Origin of the sequence: Entomomonas asaccharolytica (assembly GCF_016653615.1) — a bacterium.
Classification (GTDB): domain Bacteria; phylum Pseudomonadota; class Gammaproteobacteria; order Pseudomonadales; family Pseudomonadaceae; genus Entomomonas; species Entomomonas asaccharolytica.
Map to the genome: position 1 here is coordinate 2,794,358 of NZ_CP067393.1, position 13,400 is coordinate 2,807,757.

Here is a 13,400-nt window from a genome sequence, read left to right on the forward strand (position 1 = left end):
TACCTTAATGTAATACTAATCATTGAACAGCCTGTTATGATAAAGTTCAGAAAAAGTATTTTATTTTCTAAGAAAAGAACATAATTATATTATGTTTATACTAATCAATGAGACTTTTCAGGGAGCAATCATGAAAAAATTATTAATATTATGCTGTACCCTATTTATTTCAACCACAGCTTTTGCAACTAACTGCGAAACTGTTAAAGAACAAATAGCTGAAAAAATTAAAGCCAACGGCGTTGCTGAATTTACTTTAGATGCAGTGGATAAAGGCACTGCGACAGACGGCAAAGTAGTAGGTGTATGTGGTGGTGGCACTAAAGATGTAGTGTATAAGCGTGGTCATGTGCAAACTACCGAACAAACATATGATAATGCAGTTATAGAAGAAGATGATGATCAATCAACAGATGAGTAAGACTGTTGTTGTTTGATAAGAAAAAGGGTAGCTTAAACTACCCTTATTTTTTCAAAGTTATCCTGCCACTAATACCCTAATAGCATCTAATCTTAAAGTCGCTTTATTTAAATATTCTAAACCTTGTTTCTTATAGTCTTGTAATATTTCTAATTCACTATCACGAACATTTGGATTAACTTTTTTCAAGGCCGTTAAGCGCGTTAGCTCTTCTTCAATTTCTGCGCTAAAACGTTGTTTAGCCTCTGCTACTCGCTCATTATAAACAGCCTGCATTTTCTGTTCGGCAAGGGTAATTTGTTTTTCTAACATTTCACGTTGTGCCTTAACAAATTTAATGGCGCTGCCACGTGGTACTTTTTCAAGTTGTTTATTTAAGGTCGAGAACGATACTTTATCTGCTAAATCGTTGCCTCGCGGATCTAATAAACAACGTAATGCGACTTTTGGTAAATAACGAACTAGCTGTAATGCTTTTGGTGCTACCACTTCTGTCACGAAAACGAATTCCACTAATACAGTACCTGTTTTTAATGCTTTATTACCAATAACCGCAACCGCTGTATTACCCATTGAACCAGATAATACTAAATCCATACCACCTTGTAGCATGGGGTGTTCCCAAGTAATAAATTGCATATCCTCACGGGACAATGCCAATGAGCGATCATAGGTAATGGTTACCCCTTCTTCATCCCCTAAGGGGAATCCTGCATCTAGCATTTTTTCACCAGGTCGAAGAATAAAAGCATTGTCTGAATGATCTTCGATATCAATGCCAAATGCATCAAATAACTTCTCTGCATACATGGGTAGGTTATATTGATCATCTAGCTCTTCAATAGCTTCTACTAAACTATCACCTTCTCCCTCACCGCTGGAATTTAACTCTAACAAGCGATCACGTCCTTTTTGCATTTCCTCTTCTAATTGCAGACGAAGTTGTTTAGCTTCTTCAATTAACTTAGCCCATGCTTTCTCATCTGTACCTTCTAATTGCTCGCGCAGATGTTTTCTAAACTGTGTTTGTAAATTGCTACCTGCTGGACAAGTATTTACAAAAGCATTCAATGCTTGGTCATACCATTCAAATAGTCGTTGTTGAGCTGTACCTTCAATATAAGGAACGTGAATTTGAATATCATTCTTTTGACCAATCCGATCCAAACGACCAATACGTTGCTCCAATAAATCAGGATGTGGCGGTAAATCAAATAGCACAAGATGATGAGCAAATTGGAAATTACGACCCTCACTGCCAATTTCTGAACAGACTAATACTTGCGCGCCTTCCTCATCACTAAAATAAGCAGCAGCACGGTCACGTTCAATAATCGTCATGCCTTCATGGAAAACTGCTGCTGCAACACCTTCTCTGACTCTAAGTGCCTCTTCTAAATCAATGACTGTTTCGGCATGGGCACAAATCACCAGTACTTTAGTACGTTTTAGCATTTTTAAGGTAGAGATTAACCAGTCAACCCTTGGATCAAAATGCCACCAACGCTCACTATCTGTTTCTAATTGATGATCTATGTATTCTATTTCTGGCGTTAGTATAGGCCGCTCATCACGTGGTATCTGTAAATACTGCTTAGGATGTGGTAATGGATAATTATGTAATTCACGAATAGGAAAACCTTGTACAGCAGCTCTTGTATTACGAAATAATAAACGACCTGTACCATGCCTATCTAATAGTTCTCTTACTAAACGCGTACAAGCTTCTTGTTCACCTTTTACAGCAGCATCTAATACCGCCTTTTCAGCGTCTTTGCCTAAGAAGCTTTCAATCACTTTACGGCCTTCTTTAGATAGCTTCTGCTTATCTAACAAATCTTGTACTGCTTCTGCCACAGGCTGATAATGCTTACTTTCTTCACGAAACGCTGCTAGGCTATGAAAACGATTAGGATCAAGTAGCCTTAACCGAGCAAAATGGCTATCTACACCTAATTGTTCTGGTGTTGCGGTTAATAACAAAATACTGGGTGTTACTTCAGCAATTTGCTCAACCAACGCATACTCAGTGCTTATATAATCAGGCACCCACACTAAATGGTGGGCTTCATCCACCACTAACATATCCCAACCAGCTGCGAATAAAGCGTCCTGTACTCGCTCATCACTGACTAGCCAATCTAAAGCTACCAACACTAATTGGCTATCTTCAAAAGGATTACTACTCTCACCTTGGGCAAAACGTTCCGCATCAAATAAGGTTACTTCTAGATTGAAACGACGACGCATTTCAACTAACCATTGATGTTGTAAATTTTCAGGAACTACAATTAATACTCTACTGGCACGACCTGAAAGTATTTGGCGATGAATAATAAGACCTGCTTCAATGGTTTTACCTAAACCCACCTCATCCGCTAACAATACGCGAGGGGCTATTCGATCAGCCACTTCGCGAGCAATATGCATTTGATGAGCAATAGGTTGTACCCTAGCACCTGCTAACCCCAATAGTTTTGATTGTTGCAGATTACTGGCGTGTTCTAATGTGTGGTAACGTAGCGAGAACCAATAAAGTGAATCAATTTGCCCTGCAAATAAACGGTCAGCAGCTGAACGGAATTGAATAAAATTAGATAATTGAGTTTCAGAAATAGTACGCTTTTTATTATGTTCATCTATCCCCATATACACTAGCAAACCTTCAATTTCCATTACTTCGTCAACTGTGATTTGCCAACCATCTATATGGGTAATTTTATCGCCAATGGTATATTGCACTCTTGTTAATGAAGCATTATTAATTGCATATTGCCTTGTTTCACCAGTAGCAGGGAATAAAATGGTTAGTAAACGTCCTTCCTGTGAAATGATAGTCCCTAACCCAAGCTCAGCCTCGCTGTCACTAATCCAACGCTGCCCTGGTAGATATTGCATAATAAAACCTCTTAACTAAAAAAATTTCGGCATATTTTAAATGATTCAGCAGCATTTGTTACAAAGAATAAAAATAAATTTGCTGAATATTTGATTACAGGAACAATAATGTTGGTATCTTTAGCTTTTATTTGAGAGTCTATGAATAATAATCACTAGTTTTTCTATCTTATCCCTATTAAAATTCGCCGCTTATATTAAGTATTTTTCCTGTTGAGGTTTGCATGTCCCATTCTTCCACCCCTAAAGTAGGCTTTGTCAGCCTAGGGTGTCCTAAAGCCACAGTTGACTCAGAACGTATTCTGACTCAGTTACGTATGGAGGGCTATCAAATTGTACCTTCCTATAATGAGGCAGATGTCGTTGTGGTTAATACCTGTGGGTTTATTGATAGTGCTAAAGCAGAATCGCTGGATGCTATTGGCGAAGCATTAGCAGAAAATGGTCGTGTTATCGTAACAGGCTGCATGGGCGTAACCGAAGGAGCAATTCGTGATGTTCACCCTAGCGTATTAGCCGTTACTGGGCCTCAACAATATGAGCAAGTAGTACAAGCAGTTCATGAAGTAGTTCCCCCTAAACAAGATCATAATCCTCATATTGATCTAGTGCCACCACAAGGCGTTAAGTTAACACCACGCCATTACGCTTATTTAAAAATATCGGAAGGCTGCAATCATAGTTGTAGTTTTTGTATTATCCCTGATCTACGTGGCAAATTAGTCAGCCGCCCCGTTAATGAAGTACTTGAAGAAGCTGAACGACTTGTCAAAGCAGGTGTAAAAGAATTACTGGTTATATCTCAAGATACCAGTGCTTATGGCGTGGATTTAAAATACAAAACGGCATTCTGGAATGGCCAACCTGTTAAAACCAAAATGGTTGATCTCTGTGAAGCATTAAGCCAACTTGGCGCTTGGGTAAGATTACACTATGTCTATCCATACCCTAATGTGGATGATGTTATCCCGTTAATGGTAGCTGGCAAAATATTGCCTTATTTAGATATCCCTTTCCAACATGCCAGCCCTAAAATTTTAAAAGCGATGAAACGCCCTGCGTTTGAAGATAAGACTTTAGCTCGCATTAAAAAATGGCGTGAACAATGCCCTCAACTGATTATTCGCTCTACCTTTATTGTTGGCTTCCCAGGGGAAACCGAAGAAGATTTCCAATACCTATTGGACTGGTTAACTGAAGCGCAATTAGATCGCGTTGGTTGCTTCCAATACTCTGCAGTTGATGGTGCTCCCGCCAATGAATTAGCAGATCATGTGCCAGAAGAAGTTAAGCAAGAGCGCTGGGAACGTTTTATGGCTCACCAACAAGCTATTTCAGCAGCACGCTTACAACAACGTATTGGTCAAGAAATGTTAGTTATTGTGGATGAAATAGATGAGCAAGGCACTGTTGCTCGCTCTGTGGCTGATGCGCCAGATATTGATGGCTTGGTTTATATTGATACTGACCAATTACAAGCAGGCGATATTGTTAAAGTTCGTATTACTGATGCAGATGAATATGATCTATGGGCTGAATTATAACTATTGCCCTCGTTTTTTATACTTTGTTGAATGGCTTTGTCGTACTAGCTGTACTGTCTTCAGCCAGCTGCCTTGTCTAAAAAACGATGGAAATAGCTCTACTTTAAGTAAAAGAGGAATAGCATGTATCAGCTAGAAGCTATTGGCTATATTCACTCTTGCTATAAAGAAAAATTTGCTATTCCTCGTCAGCCACGTTTAGTACCAGCAGCAACAGGTATTATTGAACTCATACCACCTTACAATCAACGTGAAGCATTAGTAGGTTTAGAGCAAGTAAGCCATATTTGGTTATTATTTATCTTTCACCAATCAATCGAACAAAAACCACGTTTAAAAGTACGTCCACCTCGTTTAGGTGGTAATAAATCATTGGGCGTTTTTGCAACACGTTCCACTTATCGACCTAATCATATTGGGCAATCTGTGGTTAAACTAGAGCAAATAGTGAATAACCAGCTTTATGTGTCTGGTATTGATTTAGTAGATAGCACACCTATTATAGATATCAAGCCCTATATTCCCTATGCGGACATTGTGACAGAAGCAACCAATACTATAGCACCTGAGCCACCTTTGCCGATTAACGTAATATGGTCTGCACAGGCTTTAACACAAGTTGCTCAGCATGAACAGCGTCTACAAAAACCGTTACAAGCCTTAATAGAACAGTCTCTTAGCCAAGATCCAAGACCTGCTTATCAGCAACCTGAACCAACGAGAGAGTATGGTGCTGTATTTTGGGATGTCAATGTAAAGTGGCATTATGCTGACCATCATACCATCGAGGTATTAGTAGTCAGCGATTAATTCACCAATTAATCGATAAGTCAAACCTTGCGGATCATGGGGTTCAAAACGCCTTAAAAAGGCATCATGTACATAAGGTGGATTTAATAGCTTAGAGCTTTTTTCCGCCACATCGAACATGCTACTGTCTTCAGAATCAATAAAAACAGCCATCTTTTCACGCAGAATACCAATGCCAAACAAACCTTTGCTATTACATGTCTGTAACGCCTGCAGAACAACTTTAAAATATGCGTCATGCCAGATATTGGTATTAGGTCTCGCTAGATTACTTTGCTTAACAAAATTGTTTAATTTTTCCCTGTATTCCTTAAAAGCAAGATCTGTGTAATCCCATTCACTGGAAAACCATAGATAATCTGTTACATCCTCAATACTTCTTAATTTAACAGTAAACTTTTTAGTTACGCCATCTAAGGTATTAGCCGCACAATAAAAAGATCTACCATCTTTATTTAAATGCAACGCAAACCCATACAAGCGCTCATTAGCAATTAATCCTTTAATATACTGAAAACTTTCGGTAATTGTTTCAACAATTAAATCATGTAACTGTTGTTGTAACTGTGAATCCATTAACGTAAACACTCTCAACTATTTATCGATTAGTTATCAATAAATATCTAATTAACTCAATTTGTTTGTTTAATATGATAGATGTAATTTTATTAGGCTGTATACAGATTAACCTAACTGCAAAGAATAGTATCCATTCATCGTAAGCTATTATTCTAGCATGTTAACTTACTGCGTGCCTATTATTGTGGAAGGCTAAATATACAATACTAGCAAGTATCTTTGTAAATACTTGCTAGTATTAACTCATTACTCTTGGGCTAACTTAATACGTGCAAAATTCTTCTTGCCTGCTTGGCAAACATGTTCTGCACCTATTTTAAACGTGAAACTAGCATCAACCACTTGGCCATCAACACGTACACTACCTGCTTGTAGTAAATCTCTGGCAGCAGCAGAGTTTTTTACTAACTTAGCTTGATTAAGTATGGCAGCAATCGGTAAATCGCTAGCAGCTTGCAATGTAATCTCTGGTAAGTCTTCTGGTAATTCACCGTCTTTTAAACGATTACCTGCTGATTTATGTGCATTCGCCGCCGCTTCTTCACCGTGGAAACGAGCAATTAATTCCTCAGCTAATTTAATTTTAATATCACGAGGATTAGCACCATTTTCGACATCTTGCTTAAATTGTTTAATTTCTTCTAAATCACGGAAACTTAACAACTCAAAATAACGCCAAATCAATGTATCTGGCATTGATACTAATTTGTTATACATTACCCCTGGTGGCTCATCAATACCCACATAGTTACCTAACGATTTAGACATCTTTTTAACACCGTCTAAACCTTCTAGCAAAGGAACTGTAATAGTACATTGTGGGGATTTACCATAAGAGCGTAACAATTCACGTCCCATTAATAAATTAAAACGTTGGTCTGTACCACCCATCTCAACATCACACTCTAATGCTACCGAGTCATAACCTTGGACCAGTGGATATAAGAATTCATGAATAGCGATTGGTTGTTGGCTTTTATATCGATTTTCGAAGTCATCACGCTCCAGCATGCGTGCGACCGTATATTGAGAAGCTAAACGGATAAAATCAGCAGGTTTCATTTGATCCATCCAAGTAGAGTTAAAGGCTACTTCGGTTAAGGCAGGATCTAAAATTTTAAATACTTGCGCTTTATAAGTCTCAGCATTGGCTAACACTTGTTCTCTAGTCAATGGTGGACGCGTAGTATTTTTACCACTAGGATCACCGATCATCCCTGTAAAGTCACCAATTAAAAAGATAACTTGATGACCAAGTATCTGAAAATGACGTAATTTATTAATAAGTACAGTATGACCTAAATGAAGATCTGGAGCGGTAGGATCAAAGCCCGCTTTAATGCGTAATATTTTACCTTGTTTTAACTTTTCAACTAACTCATCTTCAACTAGGATTTCTTCTGTACCTCGTTTGATTAACGCTAGCTGTTCTTCAATAGATTTCATCGTTTCCTTCTCTAATTAATATTTAACCAATTAACTAATCGATGTCATTTATCAAATGACAATAGATAACTATACTGTAAAATAAAGTTTTCTGTTACATTTTAATTGCTATTTTTTTGTAATTTACAGTTGCGCAAATTCGGTTTTACTTATATTTTACACCACTAATTTATCTAGTTATTTGGTAGTTAACTCTTTTAAGCTATGATACAGAATCCATCAACAAGAAAACGCTCGTTTAATTCATTAATTATATTAATTGTAATAGCTATTCTATTAGGGTTGGGTATTCTGTTTTATCCTTCATCTGAAAAGCCTCAAGAGATAGAGACTAGCAATACACCTATTGCAGTTAAAGATACCTTACCTTCGCCACCTATTGTTGTGCCAGAAGTAATTGCTGATATTTTTGCAAGAAGCTTACGAAAACCACCTACCATTCCACTATTACCTGCTGAACTAAATGATATACCTACCGCAGATATTGCTCAGTCTAAAATGGTGATTGGCGACGGCCCTTTAATTGTACTTCCTCAACGCAATACAGTATTAGTGTTTAAAGTAGAAAAAGGCGATACTCTGTCTACTTTATTTAATAAAGCTGGCTTATCAGCTAACACTATGTATAAAGTGATAGAAAGCAGTAATGATGCTAAAAAATATTTTACTCGTATAAATATTGGTCAATCTTTTGAGTTCACTTTAAATGAAGCAGGTGACCTACTCTCTTTAGTGACTAAACCTAACCTATTAAATACCTATAGTTTGACTAAACAAGATAATGGTTATGTGTTTGATCATAATGCAATCGAACCTACTTATAAGCAAGTGTATGCATATGGCATTATCACTAGCTCACTATTTGCTGCTGCTGATAAAGCACAAGTTCCTCATAGCATGATTTTAGAAATAGCCAATGCCTTTGGTTATGACATCGATTTCGCCTTAGATCTACGTCAAGGCGATGAATTTGAAGCAATTTTCGAGCAAAAGCTAGTAAATGGTAAAATGGTTGGTACAGGTAATTTATTGGCAGCACGCTTTATCAATCGTGGAAAAGAATACACAGCTATTCGTTATACCAATAAAAAAGGTATTGCCGCTTATTATCGTGCGGATGCTACCAGTATGCGTCGTGCATTTATACGTACCCCTGTTGATTTTACCCGTATTAGCTCCAAATTTACCATGGGACGTTATCACCCTGTATTAAACAAAATCCGCGCTCACAAAGGGGTAGATTATGCAGCACCAACAGGTACAGCTATTCGAGCCTCTGGTGATGGTCGTATTGTTGAGCGTGGCTGGAAAGGCGGCTATGGTAATGCCATTGTTATCCAACACGGTAAAACTTACAGTACACTTTATGGCCATATGAGTCGTTTCGCGCCTGACCTAAAAGTAGGTAGTCATGTGAAACAAAGTCAAACGATTGGTTATGTGGGTATGACAGGACTAGCAACAGGCCCCCATTTACATTATGAATTCCGCGTTAATGGTAAACATGTTGACCCATTGAGTGTAAAACTACCAATGGCTGATCCATTACCTGAAAAAGAAAAGGCTCGCTTTCTTGCACTTAGCCAACCATTAATGGCTGAAATGCGTAAAAAGAAAACTGTCTTATTAGCCAAAGCACAAACCACAGATCATTCTCAGACTTCATCTGAGTAATTTATGGCTTATTACATAGGAATAATGTCTGGTACTAGTTTAGATGGACTGGACATTGTTGTTATCGATCAACAGCCCCATTTACCTAGCCAACTTATTGCCAGTCATTATATCGCCATGCCTAAGCAGTTACGTGATGAATTGCTTACCTTATGCAGTAGTGGTAATGATGAATTAGCCAAAGCTGCCATGGCTGAACAACAATGGGCACAGCTAGCAGCTCAAGGAATTAAGCATTTATTAGCGCAACAGCAACTAACCTGTGATGATATTGTGGCAATTGGTAGCCATGGGCAAACGGTTAGACATGAGCCTGAGTGTGGTTTTACTATACAAATTAGCAATGGCGCTCTACTAACCGAACTGACCAATATTACTGTAGTAACAGACTTCCGTAGACGAGATGTTGCAGCAGGCGGACAAGGTGCTCCACTAGTACCAGCCTTTCATGAAGCACTATTTAAAGATGATAACAAACAACGTGCTATTCTAAATGTTGGTGGCTTTAGTAATTTAAGCTTATTATCACCCAAGCAAACGACTCATGGGTTTGATTGTGGCCCTGGTAATGTTTTATTGGACACTTGGATTGCTTATAAGCTTAATAAAAACTATGATGATAAAGGCGCTTGGGCAGCTAGTGCAAAACCCAATCAGGCACTTCTTGAATTATTTTTAGCTGATAATTTTTTTAGCAAAACAGGTCCTAAGAGTACAGGCCGTGAACTGTTTAACTTTGATTGGTTAAATCATAAATTAACGGAGTTTAACCAACCTATAGCAGATGAAGTGATTCAATCTACCTTATTAGAACTAACGGTACAAAGCATTGTACAATCACTTAAACAAGCACAACCCCAGACTGATGAGTTAATTGTTTGTGGTGGAGGTGCTTTTAACCATGAGTTACTCAACCGCTTACAGCATAATCTTAGCAACACAAAAGTACAAACCACTCAGGATTATGGCATTCCCCCAGAATGGATCGAAGCAATGGCCTTTGCTTGGCTTGCCTATTGTTGCCTAGAGAAAATCCCTGCTAATCGGCCTGCGGTTACAGGCGCTAAAGGTTTAAGAATTTTAGGCGCTATTTATCCCACATAGCTAGTATAATAATTAACAACTTTCACCTCTATAAAATCGTTATGATTAAAACCTTAGCTATAGCCAATTTCCGTTCTATCAATAATTTAGTTTTACCTCTATCACAACTTAATGTGATAACAGGTGCCAATGGCTGTGGTAAATCAAATCTCTATAAAGCCTTACGCTTATTAGCAGAAACTGCGCAAGGTAATGTAATCAGCGCTATCGCCAAAGAAGGTGGTTTGGAATCTGTTTTATGGGCAGGACCAGAAAAAATTACTGGCGCTATGCAAAGAGGCGAAGTGCCTATCCAAGGTACTAGACGACAAAAATCGATAAGGCTACATCTAGGTTTTACTGATGATGAATTAGGCTATGCAATTAGCCTTGGTTTGCCAGAAAATGGCTTAACTGCTTTTTGCAATGATCCTGAAATCAAGAACGAAACCATATGGGCTGGAGATTGGTATAAACCCAATAGTGTTTTAGTTGAACGAAAAGGCCCCCTTATCCAAGTAAAACAAGGTCGTAAAGCACAAGCAATTACCCAACATACGCCTAGTTATGAAGGATTATTTGGACAAATTGCATTACGTGATGATTGCCCTGAGGTATTTCGTTTAAGAGAAATCATTAGAAACTGGCGCTTTTACGACTACTTTCGCACAGATCAGGATGCACCTGCAAGAAAGCCTCAATTAGGAACTCGAACACCTGTACTGCATCATGATGGACATGATTTAGCAGCAGCCTTACAAACTATTCAAGAAGTAGGAGATGCTGAATTACTTGCGCAAACCATTTCTGATGCTTTTCCTGAATCCTCTCTGATTATTAGAAAGGATGAATTTTTTACGGTTATGCTGCAACAGCAAGGTATTTTACGCCCTCTTGTGGCACAAGAATTATCAGATGGTACTTTACGTTATTTACTATTAACTGCTGCACTATTAACCCCTCGGCCACCTTCATTAATGGTTCTGAATGAACCAGAAAATAGTTTGCATACTGATTTATTACCAGCTTTGGCAAGATTAATTATCAATGCCTGTAAGCATTCACAACTCTGGATTATCAGCCACTCAAAAAGACTAATTAACGCTTTAGAACAACAAACTGATTGCAATACCATAGAGTTAGAGAAGCTATTGGGACAAACTACTATTAAAGGTCAAAAAACATTAGAAACCCCTGCTTGGTATTGGCCTAGTTAGAATATTATTTTTCTGTATCACTTCCCCACTATAAAACCACAATAATTTTATATTTCATGTTGCATAAAAACATTTTACATGTAAAATAACATGTAATTAAATTATATAAAAACCAGAACCTTTTTGCACCCTGTTAATAAACCAATTAACAGGGATTTTTTTAATAAAAAAAGGCACTATTACACCTTCAAACGGCATACTATTTAAAGGGTATGATTGCTTAAAAAGTTTAAACTGACACTTAGAAGAGATAGAGTAGTATACATATACTACTCATTAATGATTTATTTCTTTCTTGGAATACCTAATTTCTGACGACGTTCCCACAAACATTTGCGACTAACACCTAATTTACGCGCCAACTCTGTTTCAGTCATTTTATCTTGATTTTCTAATACAAAACGTTGGAAATAGTCTTCTAAAGATAAGCCTTCTTTAGGGTCTTTATTATTGATGGCACTTTCATGAGGTTTTTTAAAGATATTGGTTAGCTCATCTTCACCCAAGCTCGCTAAACCATAAACCTCAGGTTCTAAACCTAAATTGTCAATAGTAATATTATTACTCTCACAAAGAATAACTGCACGCTCTACAGCATTCTCAAGTTCACGCACATTACCAGGCCAATTATAAGTTAGAATAGCTTGTTCTGCTTCGGGGGTAAACACAAGATCGGTTTTACCCATTGCTTTCATTTGTCGCTCTAAGAAACTTTGAGCGATTTTTAAAATATCTTTACCACGATCACGCAAGGCAGGTAATTGTAGGCTAATAACATTCAATCGATAAAATAAATCACTACGGAACTCGCCTGTGGCGGCTAAAGTTTTTAAATCTCGATGGGTTGCTGCAATTAATCTAACATCAACTTTTTGCGAAGTGACGGAGCCAACTCTTCTAATCTCCCCTTCTTGCAAAACTCTAAGCAACCTTGCTTGTGCTTCAAGGGGTAATTCACCAATTTCATCAAGAAATAATGTGCCGCCATTTGCAGCTTCTATCAAACCAGTTCTACTACTGGTCGCACCTGTAAAGGCACCTTTTTCATGGCCGAAAAGTTCTGATTCTATTAATGTCTCAGGAATAGCAGCACAGTTTACTGAAATCAAAGGGGCTTTAAAACGTGGTGATTGTTCATGAAGAGTACGTGCAACCAGTTCTTTACCTGTACCCGACTCACCTAAAATAAGCACAGTGGAGTTAGTTGGCGCAACTTTTTCTATTTTTTCAAATAGTTTTTGCATGAGAGGGCTAGAGCCTATTATATCTGTCCCTTTAGCATTACTTTTTGCTTTAGCGTTAGCTTCTCGTTTACCTTCAACAGGCTTGTCTGTAGTTAGTTGTTTTTTACTCAATGATTCCGCTACAGCGCGTAACATATCGTCATGATCAAACGGCTTAGCGATATACTCCACTGCCCCCATTTTCATGGAGTCAATAGCAGAACGCAAACTCGCATAGCTGGTCATAATCAATACTGGCACGCCTTGTGCCAAATTAATCATATCAGTACCAGGTGCACCTGGTAAACGCAGATCAGTAATCACTAAATCAAAACTAGTAATCTTATAGTTCTCTTGTGCTTCTGCCACAGAACCAGCTTCGCTCACCTGATATTGATGACGTTCTAATAAACGCTTTAAAGAGGTGCGTATAATTACTTCATCTTCTACAAGTAGTATATGTGACATAGAAATTCCACAACTTTTATTACTGACTCTTAATCTT

Annotated in this window: 10 protein-coding genes; 6 read left to right on the forward strand and 4 right to left on the reverse strand. The window is 38.0% G+C overall.

Features of this window, described 5'->3' with window-relative positions:
• The first annotated feature begins 130 nt into the window (after positions 1-130).
• Positions 131-421, forward strand: coding sequence for a DUF1161 domain-containing protein (locus tag JHT90_RS13005; RefSeq protein WP_201091703.1), 291 nt, complete (start codon positions 131-133; stop codon positions 419-421).
• 57 nt (positions 422-478) lie between these two features.
• On the opposite strand, the gene rapA is transcribed toward JHT90_RS13005, so the two are convergent.
• On the reverse strand, positions 479-3,319 hold the full coding sequence (gene rapA, locus JHT90_RS13010) for an RNA polymerase-associated protein RapA (protein WP_201091704.1): 2,841 nt from the start codon (positions 3,317-3,319) through the stop codon (positions 479-481).
• Positions 3,320-3,543: 224 nt separating this feature from the next.
• On the opposite strand from rapA, the gene rimO reads away from it, so the two are divergent.
• Entirely contained in the window at positions 3,544-4,863 is a 1,320-nt protein-coding gene (gene rimO, locus JHT90_RS13015) for a 30S ribosomal protein S12 methylthiotransferase RimO (RefSeq protein ID WP_201091705.1), read from the forward strand.
• A gap of 123 nt (positions 4,864-4,986) precedes the next feature.
• On the forward strand, positions 4,987-5,673 hold the full coding sequence (gene tsaA, locus JHT90_RS13020; RefSeq protein WP_201091709.1) for a tRNA (N6-threonylcarbamoyladenosine(37)-N6)-methyltransferase TrmO: 687 nt from the start codon (positions 4,987-4,989) through the stop codon (positions 5,671-5,673).
• Here the strand turns inward: tsaA and JHT90_RS13025 are convergent.
• The gene (locus tag JHT90_RS13025; RefSeq protein ID WP_201091711.1) at positions 5,656-6,249 is read right to left on the reverse strand and encodes a DUF4303 domain-containing protein; all 594 of its coding nucleotides are present in this window, start codon (positions 6,247-6,249) and stop codon (positions 5,656-5,658) included. The two genes, tsaA and JHT90_RS13025, sit on opposite strands and share 18 nt — an antisense overlap.
• A 249-nt stretch (positions 6,250-6,498) precedes the next feature.
• The gene (tyrS, locus tag JHT90_RS13030) at positions 6,499-7,698 is read right to left on the reverse strand and encodes a tyrosine--tRNA ligase (protein ID WP_201091714.1); all 1,200 of its coding nucleotides are present in this window, start codon (positions 7,696-7,698) and stop codon (positions 6,499-6,501) included.
• A gap of 204 nt (positions 7,699-7,902) precedes the next feature.
• On the opposite strand from tyrS, the gene JHT90_RS13035 reads away from it, so the two are divergent.
• The 3 genes from JHT90_RS13035 to JHT90_RS13045 are packed head-to-tail and all read left to right on the forward strand — an operon-like array spanning position 7,903 to position 11,672.
• Positions 7,903-9,372, forward strand: a complete 1,470-nt coding sequence (locus JHT90_RS13035) for a peptidoglycan DD-metalloendopeptidase family protein (protein ID WP_201091715.1) — start codon at positions 7,903-7,905, stop codon at positions 9,370-9,372.
• A 3-nt stretch (positions 9,373-9,375) separates the two neighbouring features.
• Positions 9,376-10,476, forward strand: a complete 1,101-nt coding sequence (locus tag JHT90_RS13040; protein ID WP_201091716.1) for an anhydro-N-acetylmuramic acid kinase — start codon at positions 9,376-9,378, stop codon at positions 10,474-10,476.
• A gap of 41 nt (positions 10,477-10,517) precedes the next feature.
• The gene (locus JHT90_RS13045; protein ID WP_201091718.1) at positions 10,518-11,672 is read left to right on the forward strand and encodes an AAA family ATPase; all 1,155 of its coding nucleotides are present in this window, start codon (positions 10,518-10,520) and stop codon (positions 11,670-11,672) included.
• Positions 11,673-11,956: 284 nt separating this feature from the next.
• Here the strand turns inward: JHT90_RS13045 and JHT90_RS13050 are convergent, their stop codons facing one another.
• Positions 11,957-13,363: a sigma-54-dependent transcriptional regulator gene (locus tag JHT90_RS13050; protein WP_201091720.1), complete on the reverse strand. Its 1,407-nt coding sequence runs from the start codon at positions 13,361-13,363 to the stop codon at positions 11,957-11,959.
• Positions 13,364-13,400: the final 37 nt, after the last annotated feature.

Coding starts and splice junctions, on each gene's coding strand:
- JHT90_RS13005 (WP_201091703.1), top strand. CDS start 131: ATGAAAAAATTATTAATATTATGCTGTACCCTATTTATTTCAACCACA.
- rapA (WP_201091704.1), bottom strand. CDS start 3,319: ATGCAATATCTACCAGGGCAGCGTTGGATTAGTGACAGCGAGGCTGAG.
- rimO (WP_201091705.1), top strand. CDS start 3,544: ATGTCCCATTCTTCCACCCCTAAAGTAGGCTTTGTCAGCCTAGGGTGT.
- tsaA (WP_201091709.1), top strand. CDS start 4,987: ATGTATCAGCTAGAAGCTATTGGCTATATTCACTCTTGCTATAAAGAA.
- JHT90_RS13025 (WP_201091711.1), bottom strand. CDS start 6,249: ATGGATTCACAGTTACAACAACAGTTACATGATTTAATTGTTGAAACA.
- tyrS (WP_201091714.1), bottom strand. CDS start 7,698: ATGAAATCTATTGAAGAACAGCTAGCGTTAATCAAACGAGGTACAGAA.
- JHT90_RS13035 (WP_201091715.1), top strand. CDS start 7,903: ATGATACAGAATCCATCAACAAGAAAACGCTCGTTTAATTCATTAATT.
- JHT90_RS13040 (WP_201091716.1), top strand. CDS start 9,376: ATGGCTTATTACATAGGAATAATGTCTGGTACTAGTTTAGATGGACTG.
- JHT90_RS13045 (WP_201091718.1), top strand. CDS start 10,518: ATGATTAAAACCTTAGCTATAGCCAATTTCCGTTCTATCAATAATTTA.
- JHT90_RS13050 (WP_201091720.1), bottom strand. CDS start 13,363: ATGTCACATATACTACTTGTAGAAGATGAAGTAATTATACGCACCTCT.